Origin of the sequence: Pseudomonas sp. BIGb0176 (genome assembly GCF_024810175.1) — a bacterium.
Lineage (GTDB): Bacteria > Pseudomonadota > Gammaproteobacteria > Pseudomonadales > Pseudomonadaceae > Aquipseudomonas > Aquipseudomonas protegens.
On record NZ_JANUEC010000002.1, the window covers coordinates 154448 to 176451 of the forward strand.

A 22004-nucleotide genomic window follows, 5' to 3' on the forward strand; every position below is an offset into this window, starting at 1 on the left:
GAATGAGCACAGCAATCAGTCCGACTGCTTATAACTATAAGGTAGTCCGCCAGTTCGCCATCATGACGGTGGTCTGGGGGATCCTTGGCATGGGGCTCGGTGTCTTCATCGCCTCACAACTGGTATGGCCGGAGTTGAACTTCGGTCTGCCGTGGACGACGTTTGGACGCCTGCGCCCGCTGCACACCAACCTGGTGATCTTCGCCTTCGGTGGATGTGCATTGTTTGCCACCTCTTACTATGTCGTGCAGCGAACCTGCCAGACGCGACTGATTTCCGACAGCCTCGCGGCCTTCACCTTCTGGGGTTGGCAAGCGGTGATCGTCGGCGCGATCGTGACCCTGCCACTGGGTTACACCACCACCAAGGAATACGCCGAACTGGAATGGCCCCTGGCTATCCTGCTGGCGATCGTCTGGGTCACCTACGGCCTGGTATTCTTCGGCACCATCACCAAGCGCAAGACCAAGCACATCTATGTGGGCAACTGGTTCTACGGTGCCTTCATCGTGGTGACCGCGATGCTGCACATCGTCAACCACGCTTCCCTGCCGGTCAGCTTCTTCAAGTCCTACTCGGCCTACGCCGGTGCGACTGATGCGATGATCCAGTGGTGGTACGGCCACAACGCCGTGGGCTTCTTCCTGACCACCGGCTTCCTGGGGATGATGTACTACTTCGTACCCAAGCAGGCCGAGCGTCCGATCTATTCCTATCGCCTGTCCATCGTGCACTTCTGGGCGCTGATCACCCTGTACATCTGGGCCGGTCCGCACCACCTGCACTACACCGCGCTGCCGGACTGGGCCCAGTCCCTGGGCATGGCCATGTCGATCATCCTGCTGGCGCCAAGCTGGGGCGGCATGATCAACGGCATGATGACCCTCTCGGGCGCCTGGCATAAGCTGCGCACCGACCCGATCCTGCGCTTCCTGGTGGTATCCCTGGCGTTCTACGGCATGTCGACCTTCGAAGGTCCGATGATGGCGATCAAGACCGTCAACTCGCTCTCGCACTACACCGACTGGACCATCGGCCACGTACACGCCGGCGCTCTGGGCTGGGTAGCGATGATCTCCATCGGCGCGCTGTACCACCTGATCCCGAAAGTCTTCGGTCGTCAGCAGATGCACAGCATCGGCCTGATCAACACCCACTTCTGGCTGGCTACCATCGGTACCGTGCTCTACATCGCCTCGATGTGGGTCAACGGCATCACCCAGGGCCTGATGTGGCGTGCAATCAACGATGACGGCACCCTCACCTACTCCTTCGTCGAAGCGCTGCAAGCCAGCCACCCGGGCTTTATCGTCCGTGCTCTGGGCGGTGCGTTCTTCGCCACCGGCATGCTGATCATGGCGTACAACGTGTTCCGTACCGTTCGCGCCTCGAACCCGGCTGAAGCTGAAGCCGCTGCTCAGATCGCTGTAGTTGGAGCTCACTGATGAAGCACGAAGTAGTCGAGAAGAATATTGGCCTGCTGGCCTTCTTCATGGTCATCGCCGTCAGCATCGGCGGCCTGACCCAGATCGTCCCGCTGTTCTTCCAGGACGTCACCAACAAGCCGGTGGAAGGCATGAAGCCGCGTACCGCACTGGAACTGGAAGGCCGCGACGTCTACATCGCCAACGGCTGTGTCGGCTGCCACTCGCAGATGATCCGTCCGTTCCGCGCTGAAACCGAACGCTATGGTCACTACTCGGTGGCTGGTGAGAGCGTCTGGGACCACCCGTTCCTGTGGGGTTCCAAGCGTACCGGCCCGGACCTGGCCCGAGTGGGCGGTCGTTACTCCGATGACTGGCAGCGTGCGCACTTGTACAACCCGCGCAACGTGGTGCCCGAGTCGAAGATGCCGGCTTATCCGTTCCTCGTAGAAAACAAGCTCGACGGCAAAGACACCGCGAAGAAAATGGAAGTCTTGCGCACGCTCGGCGTCCCTTACACCGACGAAGACATCGCCGGTGCCAAGGATGCCGTGAAGGGCAAAACCGAAATGGACGCGCTGGTGGCCTATCTGCAAGGCCTGGGCACCATCATCAAAAGCAAACGGTGATCTAGATGGATATCGGGATGATTCGTGGCCTGGGCACCCTTGTTGTGATGGTGGCCTTCATCGGTTTGGCGCTCTGGGTGTTCAGCCCCAAGCGCAAGTCCGAGTTTGAAGACGCAACCTTGCTGCCGTTCGCGGATGATCCCGACGCCATCAAGCACGTCGAGCAAGCTTCTAGGAGTAACAAAGAATGACTACGTTCTGGAGTCTGTACGTCACAGTCCTCAGTCTGGGTACCATCTTCGCCCTGACCTGGCTGCTGCTGTCGACCCGCAAGGGCCAGCGCGCCGAGCAGACCGACGAGACGGTCGGCCACTCCTTCGACGGGATCGAGGAGTACGACAACCCCCTGCCGAAATGGTGGTTCATGCTGTTCGTCGGCACCATCGTCTTCGCCCTGGGCTACCTGGTGCTGTACCCGGGCCTGGGCAACTGGAAAGGCGTTCTGCCGGGCTACAACTACCTCGATAACGAGAAGCAGACCCCGTTCGCCAACGGCCAGTCCGGCTGGACCGGCGTCCACGAGTGGGAAAAGGAAATGGCCAAGTCGGACGCCAAGTTCGGTCCGATCTTCGCCAAGTACGCGGCCATGCCTATCGAAGAAGTGGCCAAGGACCCGCAAGCCCTGAAAATGGGTGGCCGTCTGTTCGCATCCAACTGCTCGGTCTGCCACGGTTCCGACGCCAAGGGCGCCTATGGCTTTCCCAACCTGACCGACGCCGACTGGCGCTGGGGCGGCGAGCCGGAAACCATCAAGACCACCATCATGGGCGGCCGTCACGCAGTGATGCCGGCCTGGCTGGACGTGATCAAGGAACAAGGCGTCAGTGACGTTGCCGCCTATGTCCTGACCAACCTCGACGGCCGCAAGTTGCCGGAAGGCCTGAAGGCCGACCCGGTCAACGGCCAGAAGCTGTTCGCCGCCAACTGCGCGGTATGCCACGGCCCGGAAGGCAAAGGCACCCCAGCCATGGGCGCGCCTAACCTGACTCACCCGGCAGCCTTCATCTACGGTTCGAGCTTCGCCCAACTGCAGCAGACCATTCGTTACGGCCGTCAAGGCGTGATGCCAGCGCAGGAACAACTGCAAGGCAACGACAAGGTTCACCTGCTGGCGGCTTATGTCTACAGCCTGTCCCACGGTGACAAGCAGGCCGATGCCGAGTAAGACCGACGCCTGAAAGCAACACCCGACGGCCCCGCCAATCAACATTGGCGGGGCCGTTTTGTTTGCGCCTGGCATCGGCTGACGCTCGACGGCGGATCACCCTTTCCGGCGACCCGGTAGCCAGGATTCGACGATATGGCGGACTTCGAGACCTGCGGCGTACGCCTGCTCACTCCCTGGAAGAATTGAACGGCGCGACGTGCAAAAGGGTCCATAATCCACAAGTCAATTGATTCAAGTCATTACACCATCAGTTGATTTCCCCCAACGCGACCAAAGGTCGCACCCTTGCGCTAGAGCTACAGGCGTATCATTGCGCCACTGCAACACCCCTTTTGACCGCGGTCGGCACGCATCGACCGAGGCATTTTTCCACTGCCGTGGGATGCAATGATGAGCAACCAGATTCCCGTACACGACGTTACCCCGCCTGCCAAAAACGCGACCAACAGCGTCGACCTCTACGCCTCCAGGGAAAAAATCTACACCCGTGCCTTCACCGGCCTGTTCCGCAATCTGCGCATGCTTGGCGGCGCCGGATTGTTCCTTCTGTACTTCGGTACCGTGTGGCTCAACTGGGGCGGCCACCAGGCTGTCTGGTGGAACCTGCCGGAACGCAAATTCTTCATCTTTGGCGCCACGTTCTGGCCCCAGGACTTCATCCTGCTCTCGGGCCTGTTGATCATCGCCGCCTTCGGCCTGTTCTTCATCACCGTCTATGCCGGCCGCATCTGGTGCGGCTACACCTGCCCGCAGAGTGTCTGGACCTGGATCTTCATGTGGTGCGAAAAGGTCACCGAAGGCGATCGCAACCAGCGCATCAAGCTGGACAAGGCGCCCATGAGCGCCAACAAGTTCCTGCGCAAATTCAGCAAGCACAGCCTCTGGCTGCTGATCGGCTTCGTCACCGGCATGACCTTCGTCGGCTACTTCTCGCCGATCCGCGAACTGGTCATCGACTTCTTCACCGGCCAGGCCGATGGCTGGTCCTACTTCTGGGTCGGCTTCTTCACCCTGGCCACCTACGGCAACGCCGGCTGGCTGCGGGAACAGGTGTGCATCTACATGTGCCCCTATGCACGCTTCCAGAGCGTGATGTTCGACAAGGACACCCTGATCGTTTCCTACGACCCACGCCGTGGCGAAGCCCGTGGCCCGCGCAAGAAAGGCGCCGACTACAAGGCCCAGGGCCTGGGCGACTGCATCGACTGCACCATGTGTGTCCAGGTCTGCCCCACCGGCATCGACATCCGTGACGGCCTGCAGATCGAATGCATCGGCTGCGCAGCCTGCATCGACGCCTGCGACAGCATCATGGACAAGATGGAGTACCCCCGCGGGCTCATCAGCTACACCACCGAACACAACCTCTCGGGGCAGAAAACCCATAAACTGCGCCCGCGCCTGATCGGCTATGCCCTGGTGCTGCTGGCCATGATCAGCCTGCTGGTTGCGGCATTTTTCATGCGTTCGCTGGTGGGCTTCGATGTCAGCAAGGACCGGGTGCTGTACCGCGAAAACGCCGAAGGCCGGATCGAAAACGTCTACAGCCTGAAGATCATGAACAAGGACCAGCGCGATCACACCTATGTGCTGGACGCCTCCGGCCTGCCGGACCTGAAGCTGCAGGGCAAGCGCGAAATCCACGTGGTGGCCGGCGATATCGTCAGCATGCCGGTGGAGCTGTCGATTGCTCCCGAACAGCTGCCATCGACCACCAACGAGGTGAAATTCATCCTCAAGGATGCCGACGATGACAGCGTCCATGTTGAAGCCAAGAGCCGGTTCATCGGCCCACAAATTCGTTAAGAGAAGTGATCATGCCCGCAGCCACCGCCGCAAGCCCCTGGTACAAGCACCTCTGGCCCTGGATCATCATCGGCATCCTCGCCTGTTCCGTGACCCTGACCCTGTCCATGGTGACCATTGCCGTGAACAACCCGGACAACCTGGTCAACGACAACTACTACGAGGCCGGCAAGGGCATCAACCGCTCCCTGGACCGCGAGCTGCTGGCCCAGACCCTGAAGATGCGCGCCAACGTGCACCTCGATGAGCTGACCGGCGAAGTCGAACTGCGCCTGAGCGGTGACAGCCAGCCCAAGACCCTGGAGCTGAACCTGATCTCGCCGACCCAGCCGGAAAAGGACCGCAAGATCACCCTGGCCCGCAGCGAAACCGAACACGGGCGCTACATCGGCCAGTTGACCGACCAGGTCGAAGGGCGGCGCTTCGTCGAACTGCTGGGGGTCGAGGGCGACAAGACCTGGCGCATGTTCGAAGAAGAACAGGTCAGCCATGACAAGGACCTGCTGCTGGGCGACGAGCCCCTGCAAGGTGCCGAAGACCTGAACTGAGCAGTACCTGCCGTACATCGCCGGCCCGTCGCCTCCCCTGCCCTTGCAGCGGGACCGGTGCGCCGGTGATGAGTTTTTCCCACATTACAAAGACCGCCGATGACCACGCCACTGCCTTGCTACCACTGTGCCCTGCCGGTTCCTGCCGGTAGCCGGTTCACCGCCGTCGTGCTTGGCCAACCCCGGGAGTTCTGCTGCCCGGGCTGCCAGGCAGTGGCCGAAGCCATAGTCGCTGGCGGTCTGGAGCACTACTACAGCCATCGCAGCGAGGCCTCGGCCAACCCTGAAGCCCTGCCCGTGCAACTGATGGACGAACTGGCGCTGTACGACCGCGCCGACGTGCAGCAGCCCTTTGTCCGGCACGAAGGCGAGCTGGCGGAAACCACGCTGCTCATGGAGGGCATCAGTTGTGCCGCCTGCGGCTGGCTGATCGAAAAACACCTGCGCAGCCTGCCAGCGGTGGCCGAAGCCCGGCTCAACCTGTCCAACCACCGCCTGCACGTGCGCTGGGCCGACAGCCAACTGCCCCTGAGCCAGGTGCTCAGCGAGCTGCGCCACATCGGCTACGCCGCCCACCCGTATCAGCCGGATCGCGCCTCCGAGCAACTGGCCAGCGAAAACCGCCTGGCCTTGCGCCAGCTGGGCGTCGCCGGCCTGCTGTGGTTCCAGGCCATGATGGCGACCATGGCCACCTGGCCGGAATTCAACATCGACCTGAGCCCCGAGCTGCATACGATCCTGCGCTGGGTCGCGCTGTTTCTCACCACGCCCATCGTCTTCTACAGCTGCGCACCGTTCTTCAAGGGCGCCATGCGCGATTTGCGTACCCGCCACCTGACCATGGACGTCTCGGTGTCCCTGGCCATCGGCGGGGCCTACCTGGCCGGCATCTGGACCTCCATCAGCGGCATTGGCGAGTTGTATTTCGATGCCGTCGGCATGTTCGCCCTGTTCCTGCTCGCCGGCCGCTACCTGGAACGCCGGGCCCGGGAGCGCACCGCGGCGGCTACCGCGCAACTGGTCAATCTGCTGCCAGCTTCCTGCCTGCGCCTGGATGAAGACGGCCAGAGTGAACGCATCCTGCTCAGCGAATTGCGCCTGGGCGACCGGGTGCTGGTGCATCCCGGCGCAGTACTGCCGGCAGACGGCAAGATCCTCGACGGCCAATCGAGCATCGACGAATCCCTGCTCACCGGTGAATACCTGCCGCAGCCCCGTGGCCTGGGCGATAGGGTGACCGCCGGTACCTTGAACGTCGAAGGTGCGTTGACAGTGCAGGTCCAGGCCCTGGGCCAGGACACCCGGCTATCGGCCATCGTGCGCCTGCTGGACCGGGCCCAGGCAGAGAAACCGCGGCTGGCGGAGGTTGCCGATCGTGCAGCCCAGTGGTTCCTGCTGTTCTCGCTGATCGCCGCGGCCGCCATCGGGCTGCTGTGGTGGCAATTAGACGCCTCACGGGCGTTCTGGATCGTCCTGGCCATGTTGGTGGCGACCTGCCCTTGTGCGCTGTCCCTGGCCACGCCCACAGCCCTCACCGCCGCCACCGGCACCTTGCACAAGCTCGGCCTGTTGCTGACTCGCGGCCACGTACTGGAAGGCCTGAACCAGATCGACACAGTGATTTTCGACAAGACCGGCACCCTCACCGAAGGGCGGCTGGCGCTGCGTTCCATCCGGCCATTGGGGGCCCTGTCCAGCGATGACTGCCTGAGCCTGGCCGCAGCCCTGGAAAACCGTTCCGAGCACCCGATCGCCCGGGCTTTCGGCCGTGCCCCAGTGGCCGCCGAGGAAGTTACCAGCAGCCCCGGCCTGGGCCTGGAAGGCCTGGTGGGCGATCAGCGTCTGCGCATCGGGCAACCAGCCTACGTTTGCCAGCTCAGTGGCTGTACCGTTCCGCCCATGCCCGATGAAGCCGGCCAATGGCTATTGCTCGGTGACAGCCAGGGGGCTCTCGCCTGGCTGGTGCTGGACGACCGCCTGCGCAGTGATGCTCCGGCCCTGCTGGCGGCCTGCAAGGCTCGTGGCTGGCACACCCTGCTGCTGTCCGGGGACAGCTCGCCGATGGTCGCCAGTGTCGCTGCCGAACTGCAGATCGACGAAGCCCGGGGTGGCCTGCGCCCCGATGACAAGCTGCAGGTGCTGCAACAGCTGCACCAGCAGGGCCGCAAGGTGCTGATGCTCGGCGATGGGGTCAACGATGTACCGGTGCTGGCCGCCGCCGACATCAGCGTCGCCATGGGCTCGGCCACTGACCTGGCCAAGACCAGCGCCGATGCGGTACTTCTGTCCAATCGCCTGGATGCCCTGGTGCAGGCCTTCAGCCTGGCCCGCCGCACGCGCCGGGTGATCATCGAGAACCTGCTCTGGGCCGGGCTGTACAATGGCCTGATGCTGCCGTTCGCCGCCCTCGGCTGGATCACTCCGGTGTGGGCGGCGGTCGGCATGTCCATCAGTTCCCTGACCGTGGTGCTCAACGCCCTGCGCCTGACCCGCATGCCGCGGCCGGCCGACAGCGCCGACGCCCCCGAAACCCGCCCGTTGCCGGCCTGAGCCGCCGGGCCTGGAGTCCAGATGCCAGCTCTTTACGTGATGATCCCGGCCGCCCTGCTGATCGTGGCCATCGCCATCTACATCTTCTTCTGGGCGGTGGACAGCGGCCAGTACGACGATCTCGACGGCCCGGCCCACAGCATCCTGTTCGACGACCAGGACCCAAGCCACACCGCCGCGGTGGATGAGGCCAAGGGCCAACCGAGCAGCGAAGCCGACCCCGCCAGAAAATCGGAACCGCCCCATGCTTGAACTGGCCCCTCTGCTGGTCTCTGCGCTGATCCTCGGCCTGCTGGGTGGCGGCCACTGCCTGGGCATGTGCGGCGGCCTGATGGGCGCCCTGACGCTGGCCATCCCCCCGGAACAGCGCAGCCGACGCCTGCGCCTGCTGCTGGCCTACAACCTGGGCCGCATCCTCAGCTACGCCCTGGCCGGCCTGCTGCTGGGCCTGGCAGGCTGGGCTGTAGCCAACAGTCCACTGGCGCTGTTCATGCGAGTGCTGGCCGGGTTGCTGTTGATTGCCATGGGCCTGTACCTGGCCGGCTGGTGGAGTGGCCTGACCCGCATCGAAGGCCTTGGCAAGGGCTTGTGGCGGCATATCCAGCCGCTGGCCAGCCGCCTGTTGCCGGTTTCCAGCCTGCCCCGTGCATTGCTCCTGGGGGCGCTGTGGGGCTGGCTGCCGTGCGGTCTGGTGTACAGCACCCTGCTGTGGTCGGCGAGCCAGGGCAGCGCCCTGGACAGCGCGCTGTTGATGCTGGCCTTCGGCCTGGGCACCTGGCCCGTGCTGCTGGCCACCGGGCTGGCAGCCGAACGGATCACCGCTTTGCTGCGTCGGCGCAGCGTACGCATGGCTGGCGGCGTGCTGGTCATTCTCTTCGGCATCTGGACCCTGCCCGGTCCTCACCAGCACTGGCTGATGGGCCACTGACCCCGGGGAGGCGCCCGGCAACCGGGCCTGCACGCCTCGTCGGCACTGCTCCGGCGGCTCCCGAACACCCTTGATACAAGTCAAGATGGCCCTGGCCTGAACCTCCTAGACTCGCGAACACTGCCAGCCTATCCGGGGGAATTCCCGCATGCTCGACGCCATTCGTTGGGACACAGATCTGATCCGCCGCTACGACCTGGCGGGACCGCGCTACACCTCATACCCGACCGCAGTGCAGTTCAACAGCCAGGTCGGCGCCTTCGACCTGCTGCACGCCCTGCGCGACAGCCGCAAGGCGCAGCGCCCGCTGTCGCTGTACGTGCACATCCCGTTCTGCGCCAACATCTGCTACTACTGCGCCTGCAACAAGGTCATCACCAAGGATCGCAGCCGCGCCCTGCCCTACCTGCAGCGCCTGGAACAGGAGATGCAACTGATCGCCTGCCACCTGGCCCCCGACCAGCGGGTGGAACAACTGCATTTCGGCGGCGGCACCCCGACCTTTCTCAACCACGATGAACTACGCCAACTGATGGCCCTGCTGCGCAAGCACTTCAACCTGCTGGACGACGACTCCGGCGACTACGGCATCGAGATCGATCCCCGGGAAGCCGACTGGTCGACCATGGGCCTGTTGCGGGAGCTGGGTTTCAATCGGGTCAGCATCGGCCTGCAGGACCTGGACCCGGCAGTGCAACGCGCGGTCAATCGCCTGCAAAGCCTGGACGAAACCCGGGCGGTGATCGAAGCGGCCCGCACCCTGCAGTTCCGTTCCATCAACATCGACCTGATCTACGGCCTGCCCAAGCAGACCCCGGAAAACTTCGCCCGCACCGTGGAAGAAGTCATCAGCCTGCAACCGGACCGGCTCTCGGTGTTCAACTACGCCCACCTGCCGGAGCGTTTCATGCCCCAGCGGCGGATCAACGGCAGCGAACTGCCTGCCCCGGCGGAAAAGCTGCAGATGCTGCAACGCACCATCGAACAGCTGACGGCTGCCGGCTATCGCTACATCGGCATGGATCATTTCGCCCTGCCCGATGATGAACTGGCCATTGCCCAGGAAGAGTCCACCCTGCAACGCAACTTCCAGGGCTACACCACTCATGGTCATTGCGACCTTATTGGGCTCGGTGTTTCAGCCATCAGCCAGATCGGCGATCTCTACTGCCAGAACAGCAGCGACCTGACGCACTATCAAAATGCCTTGGCTGGCGCACAACTGGCCACCAGTCGCGGCTTGGTATGCAACGCCGATGACCGTCTGCGCCGGGAAGTTATTCAGCAACTGATCTGCAACTTTAGTCTTAAGTTCGAAGAGATCGAACAGGCTTTCAATATCGACTTTCGCGGCTACTTCAATGAACTCTGGCCGGAACTGGAAGAGATGGCCGACGACGGCCTGATTGAACTTGGCAGCGAAGCAATCATCGTGCTGCCAGCCGGTCGCCTACTGGTGCGCTCGGTGTGCATGGTGTTCGATGCATACCTGGGCCAGCAGAACCGCCAGCGGTTTTCCCGGGTGATCTAGGATTTCATGATCAAGGATGCAGCCTTCATCACCTGCTCAGGGCTCAAGCCCGCTTCTTTCATTGCCTTGGCCAGGGAGGCATTGGCGGTCAGCAAACCGCCGTTGAGTATTGCCAGGGCAGATTGCAGGCTGCCGACCCGGACCTTGGTTTCTTCTGGGCTCAGGTGCTTGTCGGCCATGACCGCCTGGAGCTGGGCGAGGGTCTCGGCAATCTGTTGTTGCAATTTTCTGATCATCTTGAGGATCTGCTGAATGTTTTCCGGCAGGCCGCTTTCCTCGATATCACTGTCACGCCCTTTGGCGGCGGCGGATTTGTTCAGGCCGGCGCCAGACAGCGACACTTTGACGCCCTCCCCGATCACTGGCTCTGCAACTAATGGAGAAACTCTTAGTTGCTCGTCAACCTGACTTGTCGAGGGCTCTTGAAGTGACTGCAAGTTATTGCTGCCATTAGTAATAGCGCCAACGGACGACATAATTTCAGCCTTCCAAGTTACTTTCGTTAACAGGTTATCGACCCATAAAAGGATAGCTTTACGACTAACAGTCAATACGGCACGGACTGGCCGGAACCTCCTCCCGTGAGTTACCCTTACGGCTTATGTGTGTTTTCCCACAAGGATTCTAGAATGTCCGAGCCAGTTAAACTGCGCGCTCACAACCAGGCCCATTGCAAGGATTGCAGCCTGGCACCCCTCTGCCTGCCACTTTCGCTGAATTTGGAAGACATGGACGCGCTGGACGAAATCGTCAAACGTGGCCGCCCATTGAAAAAAGGCGAATTCCTGTTCCGTCAGGGTGACGGCTTCGACTCGGTGTACGCCGTGCGTTCGGGCGCCCTGAAAACCTTCAGCCTGAGCGACAGCGGCGAAGAACAGATCACCGGCTTCCATCTCCCCAGCGAGCTGGTAGGCCTGTCAGGCATGGACACCGAAAGCCATCCCGTCTCGGCCCAGGCGCTGGAAACCACCTCGGTGTGTGAAATCCCCTTCGAACGCCTCGATGAGCTGGCACTGCAACTGCCACAGCTGCGTCGCCAGCTGATGCGGGTCATGAGCCGGGAAATCCGCGATGACCAGCAAATGATGCTGCTGCTGTCGAAAAAGACCGCTGACGAGCGTATCGCCACGTTCCTGGTCAACCTGTCCGCGCGCTTCCGCGCCCGGGGCTTCTCGGCCAACCAGTTCCGCCTGAGCATGTCGCGCAACGAAATCGGCAACTACCTGGGCCTGGCCGTGGAAACCGTGTCCCGGGTGTTCACCCGTTTCCAGCAGAACGAACTGATTGCCGCCGAAGGCAAGGAAGTGCACATCCTCGATCCGATCCAGCTCTGCGCCCTCGCCGGCGGCTCGGTGGAGGGCTGATCCACAGCCTGTGCGGCTGAGCCAGGCGGCTCGGTCGCGGGTATACTGGCGCGGCCTATTTGCCCGCCAGGACACCTGAAGATGGCCTTCGATTCCTTCGACATCAAATCCCTGATCCGCCCCGTCATCGACTTCCCGAAACCGGGCGTGATCTTCCGCGACATCACCCCCCTGTTCCAGTCTCCCCGGGCCCTGCGCCTGGTGGCGGACAGCTTCGCCCAGCGTTATGTCGAAGAAGACTTCAGCCACATCGGCGCCATGGACGCACGGGGTTTTCTGATCGGCTCGATCATCGCCTACCAGTTGAACAAGCCGCTGATCCTGTTCCGCAAACAGGGCAAGCTGCCGGCCGACATCCTGGCCGAGGGCTACCGGACCGAGTACGGCGAAGCCTTCATTGAAGTCCACGCCGACAGCCTGTGTGAAGGCGACTCGGTGCTGTTGATCGATGACCTGATCGCCACCGGTGGCACCCTGATCGCCGCCGCCAATCTGGTACGGCGCATGGGGGCGAAGGTCTATGAAGCCGCGGCGATCATCGACCTGCCGGAACTGGGCGGCTCGCAGAAGCTGCAGGACATGGGGATCCCGACCTTCTGCCTGACCCAGTTTTCCCTGACCGAACGCTAGCCTGCACCTACAGCCCCATCTGCTTGCTGATGATTTCGTTCATCACCTCGCGAGTGCCGCCGCCGATCGACAGAATGCGGTTGTCGCGATACAGGCGCTCCACCAGGCTTTCGCGCATGTAGCCCATGCCACCGAGGATCTGCACCGCATCGTGGGTAATACGGTCGGCGGTATCGGTGGCGAAGTTCTTGGCCATGGAAATTTCCTTGATCACGCTCTTGCCGGCGGCCATCTTCGCCGCCTGGCGATAGGTGAACTCCCGGGAAACCTCCAGGGCCGTGGCCATCTCTGCCAGACGGTGCTTGAGCACCTGGAACTTGGCGATGGGCTTGCCGAACGCCTCCCGCTCGCGCGCCCACTTCAGGCTTTCCTCCAGGGCCATCTGTGAGGTCATGTTGGCCATCAGGGCCAGGGCCAGGCGTTCGCTCTGGAAGTTGCCCATGATGCAGGCAAAGCCCATGTTCTCGGCGCCGATCAGGTTGCCCACCGGCACCCGGCAATCGTCGAAGAACAGCTCGGCGGTATCCGAGGCCCACCAGCCCATCTTTTTCAACTGCCGACCCACAGTGAAGCCCGGCGTACCCTTTTCGACCAGCAACAGGCTGATACCGCCGTAGCCAGGTTCGCCGGTGCGCACCGCAACGGTGTAGAAGTCGGCGCGCACGCCACTGGTGATGAAGGTCTTGCTGCCACTGAGCCGGTAATGATCGCCATCGCGCACGGCGCGGGTCTGCAGGTTGGCCACGTCCGAGCCGCCGCCGGGCTCGGTGACCGCCAGGGCGCTGATCTTCTCCCCGGACAACACCAGCGGTGCGACTCGCTCGCGCAATTCGGGGCGGGCCCATTTGACGATGGGCGGCAGGCCGATATCCAGGGAGCCGAGGCCCGCCACCAGGCCGCCGGAGCCACTGCGCATCAACTCCTCGCTAGCGGCGATCTTGGCGAACAGATCACCCTCATGGCTGCCGCCCAGGGCCTCGGGGTAACCGATGCCCAGAAGCCCGGCGGCCCCGGCCTTGAGGTACAGCTCACGGGGGAAACTGCCGGCCTCCTCCCACTCGTCGATCTGGGGAAGGATTTCACGCTCGACGAAACGTCGCACGCTGTCGCGGACCAACTGGTGGCTGGGGTCGAAGTATTCCTGGCAGGCAGACATCGGCAAGCTCCTCTGAAGGGTCGAAGGAACTTACCAAGCGCTTGCTTGGTTTTCAAGAAAATGCGTGACGCATCCTTCGCCAGTCAGCCGGCTCCCGCAGCCTTACAACGCTATGGGTTTGCGCCCGGCAAAGGAGTGAGCCAGGGTGCCGCCATCCACCAGTTCCAGCTCGCCGCCCAGAGGCACGCCGTGGGCGATGCGCGAGGTGATCAGGCCCTTGTTGGTCAGCAGTTGGGCGATGTAGTGCGCAGTGGCTTCGCCTTCCACCGTCGGATTGGTGGCCAGGATCACTTCGCTGAAGCTGCCCTGCTCCTCGATACGCGCCAGCAACTGCGGAATGCCGATGGCCTCCGGGCCCAGGCCATCCAGAGGCGACAGGTGGCCTTTGAGCACGAAGTAGCGCCCGCGATAGCCGGTCTGCTCCACCGCGTACACATCCATCGGCCCTTCCACCACGCACAGCAGGGTGTCGTCGCGACGCGGGTCGGCACACTGCGGGCACAGCTCGTCTTCGGTCAGGGTCCGGCACTGGCGGCAATGCCCCACGCCTTCCATGGCCTGGCTCAGGGCCTGCGCCAGGCGCAAGCCGCCACTGCGATCACGCTCGAGCAGTTGCAGGGCCATGCGCTGGGCGGTTTTCTGACCCACGCCCGGCAAGGTGCGCAGGGCATCGATCAGTTGGCGAATCAGGGGGCTGAAGCTCATGGGCAAAGGTCCGACAAAAACAACGAGACGCGGTTTATACCCGCGCCTCGGGGTAGCGTCAAATGCTCGCGTCCGGGGCGACCTTGACCACCAGCTTGCCGAAGTTGCGCCCCTCCAGCAGGCCAATGAAGGCTTCTGGTGCCTGCTCCAGTCCCTCGACCACGTCCTCCTTGAACTTGACCTTGCCTTCGCGCACCCAGGGCGCCATGGCCTTGATGAACTCCGGATGGCGGTCGCCATAGTCGTCGAAGACAATAAAGCCCTGGATGCGTACCCGCTTGGTGAGCAAGGTGCGCTGCAGCAGTGGCAGGCGATCCGGCCCCGGCGGCAGCGCCTGGGCGTTGTACTGGGCGATCAGCCCGCACAGGGGAATACGCGCCCTGGGGTTGAGCAGGGGCAGTACCCCGTCGAAGACCTTGCCACCGACGTTCTCAAAATAGATGTCCACGCCCTTGAAGCAGGCCTGGGCCAGTTCGTCGGCAAAGTCGGGGCTCTTGTGATCGATGCAGGCATCAAAACCCAGCTCCTCGACCACATAGCGGCATTTGTCGGCGCCACCGGCCACGCCCACCACCCGCAGCCCCTTGAGCTTCGCCACCTGCCCCACCACCGACCCCACGGCGCCGGAGGCCGCACCCACCACCAGGGTTTCCCCGGCCTTGGGCTGGCCGATGTCCATCAGCCCCATGTAGGCGGTCATTCCGGGCATGCCGAGCACACCCAGGGCCATGGAAGGGCTGGGCAGGCCAGAGGGCACCGGGATCAGGTTGCGGCCATCGCAAATGCAGTGGCTCTGCCAACCAGTGGCGCCCACCACCAGGTCGCCCTCCTGGAACTTGGGGTTGAGCGAACGCTCGACCCGGCTCACTGCACCGCCGGTCATGACCTCGTCTATTTCCACTGGCGCCGCATAGGACGGGGCATCACTCATGCGCCCGCGCATGTAGGGGTCCAGGGACAGGTAGAGGGTCTTTAACAGCACCTGGCCATCAGCCAGTTCCGGCAAGGCCACCCGCTCCAGGCGGAAATTCTCCGGGACCGGCGCGCCTTCGGGCCGAGAGACCAGCACCACGCGCTGATTGAGGGTCAATGTTTGCGGCATCATGGACACTCCTTTAGGGAAGGTTGAATGAAAGGGTATAGGTTGCAGACCCTGTGAATAGCATCACGTTCGATGTTTCTGCAGATGGATCTGCTGTGGCCTTCGCCGGCTAGCCGGCTGCTACCCACCGCGCAGTGCTGATCGCCAGGGCAAAAAAAAGCCAGGCTCAAGGCCTGGCTTTATGTAGTCCATCCGATGCGCTTGCGCGAATCAGAACGGCAATTTCATGCCTGGAGGCAGTTGCATGCCGGCGGTCATGCCGGACATCTTTTCCTGGCTGTTGGACTCGATCTTGCGCACGGCGTCGTTCACCGCAGCGGCAAACAGGTCTTCGAGCACTTCACGATCATCTTCGCTGACGCCTTCCAGCAGGCTCGGGTCGATGCTCACGCGCTTGATGTCATGACGGCCGGTCATGACTACGGTGACCATGTCGCCGCCTGCCTTGCCGGTGACTTCGGCGTTGGCCAGTTCTTCCTGCATCTTGGCCATTTTTTCCTGCATCTGCTGTGCCTGCTTCATCAGGCCGGCCATGCCACCTTTCATCATGGGAATTACCTCAAAGTACGGGGATGGAAACGGCGCCCGGCCCCTGGCCCGGCGCCCTTTGAATGATCAACCCTGAGCCGCCAGGGCCTCGACAGGTTCAATAGTATCGTGGCGCACCACTGCACCGAACTCCTGGACCATCCGCTGGATGAACGGATCACCATGGATCGACTCCTCGGCCTCGCGCTGACGATCGGCACGGCGCCGTGATGCAGCCTGGGCCGGGGTTTCCTGCTCGGGCTTGATCAGCTCGATCGCCAGGGTCAGGGTACGCCCGTGGTACTGGTTCAGGGCGTCGTTGAGGCGACGCTGCTGGGTGGCGTTGAACAGTGCGCTGTGGGCCGGGTCCAGGTGCAGCAGCCAATGGTCGCCGTCCACGGCCATCAGGGTGCAGTTGGCGGCGATGCTGCCGGTCATGCCCGAGATCGGCAGTTTCGGGAACAGCTGCAACCATTCCAGGGCCAGGCCAGTGGCCGGCTTGGCAGCAGGTTCGGGCTCGGGTTCCGGCGCCGGATCGGCTGCGTGCTCACTGGCCAGTTCGTCCAGGTAGCTGTAGGCCGAATCCATGTCCGGCTCGATATAGTCCTCGTCCAGCGGCGGCTCGTCGTCCAGGTCGATACCCGGAGTGGCGGCGTCGACTTCCGCCACCGTGGGTTCCGGCACCGGGGCGCTGACCCACTCCGGCGCGTCCGGCACCACGCTGTCCGGCGTCGGGGTCGGCATCGGCGTCAGCTCAGGCTGCTCGGCGGCCACCTCCAGCACCGGCTCGACCGCTGGCTGCTGTTCGATCTGTGGCTCCACCGGATCGTTCCAGGGCAGGTCGACCACCGCTTCGGCAACCACCGGCTCGGGTTCGACAGCGACCGCTTCGGCCACAGGGGGCGCGACAGGTTCGGGCGCGGCAACAGGTGCTGGCGCCACTGGAGCACTCACAACCGGAGCCGGGGCAACGGTCGCTACAGGCACGGCAGGTGCCGGCGCCGCCACGGCTTGGGCGGAATCAACTGTGGCCTGGCTGATCCCCACTGGCTTTAGCGGCTGTCTCGGTGCATCCGCGGTATCGGCTGGGCGGAAGGCCAGCATTCGCAGCAGGACCATTTCAAAGCCGCCGCGCGGGTCCGGCGCCAACGGCAGGTCGCGTCGACCGATCAGGCCCATCTGGTAATAGAACTGCACGTCTTCGGCAGGCAGGGCCTGGGCCAGGGCCAGCACCCGGTCACGATCGCCGTGCCCGTTGTCGACCCCTTCCGGCAATGCCTGGGCAATCGCCACCCGGTGCAGCACGTTGAGAATTTCCGAAAGCACGCCGTTCCAGTCCGGCCCCTGCTCCGCCAAATGCCGCACCGCCTCGAGCAACGCCTTGGCGTCGCCGTTGATCAGCGCATGCAGCACGTCATAGACCTGGCCGTGATCGAGGGTGCCGAGCATGGCCCGCACATCGGCCGCCATGACCTTGCCTTCACCGAAGGCAATCGCCTGGTCGGTGAGGCTCATGGCATCGCGCATCGAGCCATCGGCGGCGCGGCCCAGCAGCCACAGGGCGTCATCCTCGAACGGCACGTTCTCCACGCCCAGGACGTGGCTCAAGTGCTCCACCACCCGTTCCGGGGTCATGTTCTTCAGGGAGAACTGCAAGCAGCGCGAGAGGATGGTCGCCGGCAGCTTCTGCGGATCAGTGGTCGCCAGGATGAACTTGACGTAGGGCGGCGGCTCTTCGAGGGTCTTGAGCAGGGCGTTGAACGAGTGGCTGGAGAGCATGTGCACTTCGTCGATCAGGTAGACCTTGAAGCGCCCGCGGCTCGGTGCGTATTGCACGTTATCCAGCAATTCACGGGTATCCTCGACCTTGGTCCGGCTCGCGGCGTCGATCTCGATCAGGTCGACAAAGCGCCCCTCATCGATCTCGCAGCACACCGAACAGGTGCCACAGGGCGTGGAAGTGATACCTGTTTCACAGTTCAGGCATTTGGCAATGATTCGCGCGATGGTGGTCTTGCCCACCCCGCGAGTGCCGGTAAACAGGTAGGCGTGGTGCAGCCGCTGGCTGTCCAAGGCATTGATCAGAGCCTTGAGCACATGGGTCTGGCCGACCATTTCGCGGAACGAGCGCGGACGCCATTTACGTGCAAGAACCTGATAACTCATCGAAAACCGTCGCAACTGGAAAGCGGAAGCCGGTAATGCTAGCGGAGCAAGGGCGAAATTGCATCCGGCGCGCTCGTCTAATCTGTCTAAGCTTGCATTTTGCAAAGGATTGCTCGCCCGCCGACACCCTGGAGACTGTATGCGTTTGACCTGGTGCGCCCTGTTTCTCTTCAGCGCCAGCCTGGAAGCCGCAGAGCCGCCCCTGCGCTTTGCCATCGCCGACAGTTGGACCATGCCGGCCATCGAGGTCGAAGGCGACCAGCCCACCGATGGCATCCTTTTCGACACCATGAACAGCCTGGCCCGGCACCTGGGTACCCCGGCGCAGTTTCATGTCCTGGCCCGGGCCCGGGTGCAGAACGCCATGGCCCAGGGCGAAGTCGACGTGCGCTGCTACGCTGCCCAGGCCTGGCTGCCGAACCTCTCTGGGGATTACCTGTGGAGCGTGCCGCTGTTCATCCAGCGCAACCTGCTGGTGAGCACCCATCCGGAGCCCTCGGTGGTCAACCTGCAGCAACTGTCGCGCCAGCATATCGGCACCGTCCTCAGCTATACCTACACCCCCTTGCAGCCGCTGTTCGACACCAACCAGCTGATACGCGACGACGCCCGCAACGAGGAGCAGGTGCTGCAGAAACTGGTGGTCGGGCGTTACCGCTACGCCATCGCCAGCCAGTGGACCCTGGACTGGTTCAACAAGACCCAGGCCACCGGCAACCCGCTGTACAGCGTCGCGGTGCTGCAGGAGCAGGCCGTCGGCTGCTATGTACGCAACGATCCGAGAGTGCCGGCCCAGCGCATCCTGCGCACCCTGTTGCGAATGAAGATGTCCGGCGAGATCGACGCCATCATCCAACGTTACGTCGGCCCTCAGGACGACGCTCAGCCTCCCGACATCGCCTCGCCCTGAAGCTCGTCGCTTCGCCATGCCCGCGGTGGCTCAAAGCTACGCACCCAGTCCAGCACCGCCTCGGCGGGCATTGGTGGCGCAATGAAATCCCCCTGGGCGACGTCGCAGCCAAGGGCCATCAAGCGCTCGCCATGCGCCAGGCTTTCCAGCCCCTCGGCCACCACGCGCCGGCCAAAGGCCTGGGCCAGCCCCACCAACGCCTGGATCAGCGCCTGATCGTCCGCGTCGTGCAGCATGTCGCGCACGAACAGCCGGTCGATCTTGATGGTCTGGGTGCGCAGGCGCTTGAGGTAGCTGAGGGACGAATGGCCAGTGCCGAAGTCCCCCAGGGAGAACTGCACGCCAAATCCCTGGCAGGCATCGAGGCAATCGCTGACCCGCTGGATATTGTCGATGGCCACCGACTCGACGATTTCCAGGTCCAGCAACGCCGGCAATACATCCGGATAGCGATCGAGCATGTCCTTGAGCCGCTCGACGAAGTCCGGGCGCTGGAAATGCCGGGCCGCCACGTTCAGGCTCACCGGCCAGCCCAGCCCCGCCTGCTGCCAGCCTTGCAGGCGGGTCATCACCTGGTCCATGACCCATTCGCCGATCTCGACGATCAGGTCGGTCTCCTCCACCTGCTGCAGAAACTCCTGGGCCCCCAGCATGCCGCGCTGCGGGTGCTGCCAGCGCAGCATCGCCTCGAAGCCCACCACCTCACCGGTGCGCATGTTCACCTTGGGCTGGAAGTACAGGCGCAACTCGCCTGCGAGCAAGGCCTGGCGCACCTGCTCGACGGTCTGATAGGTGACCATCACTTCACGGTCGCGCAGTACATCGAACAGGTGGAAGCGGTTGCGTCCGCTCTGCTTGGCCACATACATGGCCTGGTCGGCGTGGCGCAACAAGGTGTCGGCGTCGTGATTGTCGGTGGGGTACAGGGTCACGCCGATGCTGGCGAAGACGTTGATGTCCTTGCCCTGGATCGAGTACGGCTGGGAAATGGTCGCCAATACCCTTTGCAACGCCGCGCGCAGCTCCAGCATGTCGCGCACGTAACGCAAAATCAGCACGAACTCGTCGCCGGCCAGGCGAGCCACCACGTCCTCGCCGCGGATGATCGAACGCAGCCGCGCAGCCACCTCCACCAGCAGCAGGTCGCCACAGGCGTGGCCATAGCCGTCATTGACCGCCTTGAAGCCATCCAGGTCGAGCATGCAGACCGCCAGGGGAATATCCTGCGCCCGGGAGAAATCCAGAGCCTGGTGCAGCAGGTCCGAGAGAAAGGCCCGGTTGGGCAGCCCGGTAAGCACGTCGTGGCCGACCCGCCATTGCAACGAATGCAACAGCTGACGCTTTTCGCTGACATCGAAGCGGATCGACACATAACGCACCACCTGCCCGGAGCGCTGATCCACCAGCGGCACCATGGTGCTGTCGACCCAGTACAGGCTGCCGTCCTTGGCGCGGTTGCAGATCTCGCCCTTCCACACCCGGCCCTGGGTAATGGTCTGCCACAACTCGGCAAAGAACTCCGGCGGATGCAGCCCGGAACTGAGCATGCGGTGGTTGGCGCCGATCAGTTCTTCACGGCTGTAGCCCGAGACCTGGCAGAACAGATCGTTGACATAAGTGATGCTGCCGCCCAGGTCCGTCTCGGAGAAGATGGCGGCGGCATCGACGGCCCTGCGGTATTTCTCATCCATGAGTCGAACTCACTGTCGCTAGCGGTTGAACCGCTCGACCAGGGCACGCAGCCCGGAAGAGATGTTTTCCAGCTCGGCGCCGCGAACCACTCCGGCGCTGGCATTCTCGGCAGTGCGCTGCACAGTGACGGCGACACTGTTGATCTGTTCGGAGACCGATTCGGCTACATGGGACTGCTCCTGGGATGCCGCGGCCATTTGCTGGCTCATATCGGTAATGCGCTCCACTGCCGCGCCGATGCCTTGCAGCGCCTGCTGGGCCTGGACCACCTGCTGCACGCCCTGCTCCGCCTCCTCGATGCCCAGGCTGGCGATCTGCACGGCTTCGTCGGCCCCGGCGCGCAGGCTCTGGATGATGCCCTGGATCTGCTGGGTCGACTCGCGGGTCTTGCCGGCCAGGGCCCGCACCTCATCGGCGACCACGGCAAAACCACGGCCCTGCTCACCAGCTCGGGCTGCCTCGATGGCCGCATTCAGGGCCAGCAGGTTGGTCTGGTCGGCAATCGCCTGGATCATGCTCGCCGCCACCATGATCTCCTGGGTCTGCCCGGCCAGGTCGCCCACGGCCTGGTTGATCTGGGTCACGGTGCGCGCCAGCAACTGGATGGCATCCCGCGAGGTGCCGGCCACCTCGCTGCCCTGCCGGGCCAGCAGGTTGGCGGTGTGGGCTTCGCTGGCGGTGTGCTGGACGTGTTCAGCGACCTCGGTGATTGAAGCAGCCATCTGGGTCATGGCGGCCGCGGTCATGTCGGTTTCCGCCCGCTGCTCCAGCAGCGCCGACTCGGTGCGGCTGGACAATTGGCTGGAATCGGCCGCTGCGGTAGCCATCTGCCGGGCCAGATCGCTGAGGCGGGTCAGGGCGGTCTTTAGGCGCGCCTCCTCACTGATCAGGATCATCTGCAACTGCGCCGCCGGCCCCAGTGCTTCGCTGTAGGCCAGGGCGCAGATCGGATCGGCAAAGGTGTTCGGTGTGCTACTGACAATCTGCTTGAGCTGCTGCCCCAGGCGGCGCTGGGCCAGCAGCCCGACAGCCACGAAACCCGCGACCGTACAGCCCTGGGCGGCCAGCGTCGGCAGCCAGTGGAAGGCGGCCAGGCAGCCTACCGCCACCGCCACCGGCAGCAGCAAGGGCCGGGCTGCGGCCTCGATGCGGCGCCAGGCGCAAACC

General features: G+C 63.5%; 21 protein-coding genes. 13 read left to right on the forward strand and 8 right to left on the reverse strand.

What is annotated here, in order from left to right; genetic code table 11:
- Nucleotides 1–2: 2 nt before the first annotated feature.
- The 10 genes from ccoN (at nt 3) to hemN (ending at nt 10584) form a co-directional block, all read left to right on the forward strand.
- Nucleotides 3–1445, forward strand: a complete 1443-nt coding sequence (ccoN, locus tag M2395_RS11525; protein ID WP_011060241.1) for a cytochrome-c oxidase, cbb3-type subunit I — start codon at nt 3–5, stop codon at nt 1443–1445.
- Nucleotides 1445–2053 (forward strand): cytochrome-c oxidase, cbb3-type subunit II, encoded by a 609-nt coding sequence (ccoO, locus tag M2395_RS11530; protein ID WP_011060240.1) that lies wholly within the window; start codon nt 1445–1447, stop codon nt 2051–2053. Before ccoN ends, ccoO begins: the two co-directional genes overlap by 1 nt.
- A gap of 5 nt (nt 2054–2058) precedes the next feature.
- Complete coding sequence (locus M2395_RS11535; RefSeq protein ID WP_011060239.1) at nt 2059–2244, forward strand: CcoQ/FixQ family Cbb3-type cytochrome c oxidase assembly chaperone; 186 nt, start codon at nt 2059–2061, stop codon at nt 2242–2244.
- Nucleotides 2241–3218, forward strand: a complete 978-nt coding sequence (ccoP, locus tag M2395_RS11540; RefSeq protein WP_011060238.1) for a cytochrome-c oxidase, cbb3-type subunit III — start codon at nt 2241–2243, stop codon at nt 3216–3218. The genes M2395_RS11535 and ccoP overlap by 4 nt, the downstream gene beginning before the upstream one ends.
- Before the next feature lie 393 nt (nt 3219–3611).
- Nucleotides 3612–5027, forward strand: coding sequence for a cytochrome c oxidase accessory protein CcoG (gene ccoG, locus M2395_RS11545; protein WP_065363454.1), 1416 nt, complete (start codon nt 3612–3614; stop codon nt 5025–5027).
- A gap of 11 nt (nt 5028–5038) precedes the next feature.
- On the forward strand, nt 5039–5575 hold the full coding sequence (locus tag M2395_RS11550) for a FixH family protein (protein WP_011060236.1): 537 nt from the start codon (nt 5039–5041) through the stop codon (nt 5573–5575).
- A gap of 99 nt (nt 5576–5674) precedes the next feature.
- The gene (locus tag M2395_RS11555; protein WP_077933652.1) at nt 5675–8125 is read left to right on the forward strand and encodes a heavy metal translocating P-type ATPase; all 2451 of its coding nucleotides are present in this window, start codon (nt 5675–5677) and stop codon (nt 8123–8125) included.
- A 21-nt stretch (nt 8126–8146) separates the two neighbouring features.
- A complete protein-coding gene (gene ccoS, locus M2395_RS11560) occupies nt 8147–8377 on the forward strand; it encodes a cbb3-type cytochrome oxidase assembly protein CcoS (RefSeq protein ID WP_011060234.1) in 231 nt (76 codons plus the stop codon).
- Complete coding sequence (locus M2395_RS11565; RefSeq protein WP_011060233.1) at nt 8370–9053, forward strand: sulfite exporter TauE/SafE family protein; 684 nt, start codon at nt 8370–8372, stop codon at nt 9051–9053. The genes ccoS and M2395_RS11565 overlap by 8 nt, the downstream gene beginning before the upstream one ends.
- Before the next feature lie 148 nt (nt 9054–9201).
- Nucleotides 9202–10584, forward strand: coding sequence for an oxygen-independent coproporphyrinogen III oxidase (gene hemN / locus M2395_RS11570; protein WP_123430277.1), 1383 nt, complete (start codon nt 9202–9204; stop codon nt 10582–10584).
- Here the strand turns inward: hemN and M2395_RS11575 are convergent.
- A complete protein-coding gene (locus M2395_RS11575; protein WP_053157104.1) occupies nt 10581–11060 on the reverse strand; it encodes a hypothetical protein in 480 nt (159 codons plus the stop codon). The genes hemN and M2395_RS11575 overlap by 4 nt on opposite strands.
- A gap of 153 nt (nt 11061–11213) precedes the next feature.
- Here M2395_RS11575 and fnrA point away from each other — a divergent pair, with 153 nt between their 5' ends.
- A complete protein-coding gene (gene fnrA, locus M2395_RS11580) occupies nt 11214–11948 on the forward strand; it encodes a Crp/Fnr family transcriptional regulator FnrA (RefSeq protein WP_011060230.1) in 735 nt (244 codons plus the stop codon).
- Between the two features lie 81 nt (nt 11949–12029).
- Complete coding sequence (locus M2395_RS11585) at nt 12030–12578, forward strand: adenine phosphoribosyltransferase (RefSeq protein WP_011060229.1); 549 nt, start codon at nt 12030–12032, stop codon at nt 12576–12578.
- A gap of 7 nt (nt 12579–12585) precedes the next feature.
- Here the strand turns inward: M2395_RS11585 and M2395_RS11590 are convergent, their stop codons facing one another.
- The 5 genes from M2395_RS11590 to dnaX form a co-directional block, all read right to left on the reverse strand.
- A complete protein-coding gene (locus M2395_RS11590) occupies nt 12586–13734 on the reverse strand; it encodes an acyl-CoA dehydrogenase family protein (RefSeq protein WP_011060228.1) in 1149 nt (382 codons plus the stop codon).
- Between the two features lie 102 nt (nt 13735–13836).
- Entirely contained in the window at nt 13837–14439 is a 603-nt protein-coding gene (recR, locus tag M2395_RS11595; RefSeq protein WP_011060227.1) for a recombination mediator RecR, read from the reverse strand.
- 58 nt (nt 14440–14497) lie between these two features.
- A complete protein-coding gene (locus M2395_RS11600) occupies nt 14498–15541 on the reverse strand; it encodes an NADP-dependent oxidoreductase (protein WP_011060226.1) in 1044 nt (347 codons plus the stop codon).
- Between the two features lie 210 nt (nt 15542–15751).
- Nucleotides 15752–16090 carry a YbaB/EbfC family nucleoid-associated protein gene (locus M2395_RS11605; protein ID WP_015634779.1) on the reverse strand — a complete coding sequence of 113 codons (339 nt, stop codon included), beginning with the start codon at nt 16088–16090 and terminating at the stop codon, nt 15752–15754.
- A 66-nt stretch (nt 16091–16156) separates the two neighbouring features.
- The gene (dnaX, locus tag M2395_RS11610) at nt 16157–18235 is read right to left on the reverse strand and encodes a DNA polymerase III subunit gamma/tau (protein ID WP_011060224.1); all 2079 of its coding nucleotides are present in this window, start codon (nt 18233–18235) and stop codon (nt 16157–16159) included.
- Between the two features lie 139 nt (nt 18236–18374).
- On the opposite strand from dnaX, the gene M2395_RS11615 reads away from it, so the two are divergent.
- Nucleotides 18375–19145 carry an ABC transporter substrate-binding protein gene (locus M2395_RS11615; protein ID WP_019093852.1) on the forward strand — a complete coding sequence of 257 codons (771 nt, stop codon included), beginning with the start codon at nt 18375–18377 and terminating at the stop codon, nt 19143–19145.
- Here M2395_RS11615 and M2395_RS11620 read toward each other — a convergent pair.
- Complete coding sequence (locus M2395_RS11620) at nt 19118–20836, reverse strand: bifunctional diguanylate cyclase/phosphodiesterase (protein WP_011060222.1); 1719 nt, start codon at nt 20834–20836, stop codon at nt 19118–19120. The genes M2395_RS11615 and M2395_RS11620 overlap by 28 nt on opposite strands.
- A gap of 18 nt (nt 20837–20854) precedes the next feature.
- Nucleotides 20855–21964, reverse strand: coding sequence for a methyl-accepting chemotaxis protein (locus M2395_RS11625; RefSeq protein WP_373365324.1), 1110 nt, complete (start codon nt 21962–21964; stop codon nt 20855–20857).
- Between the last annotated feature and the right edge of the window lie 40 nt (nt 21965–22004).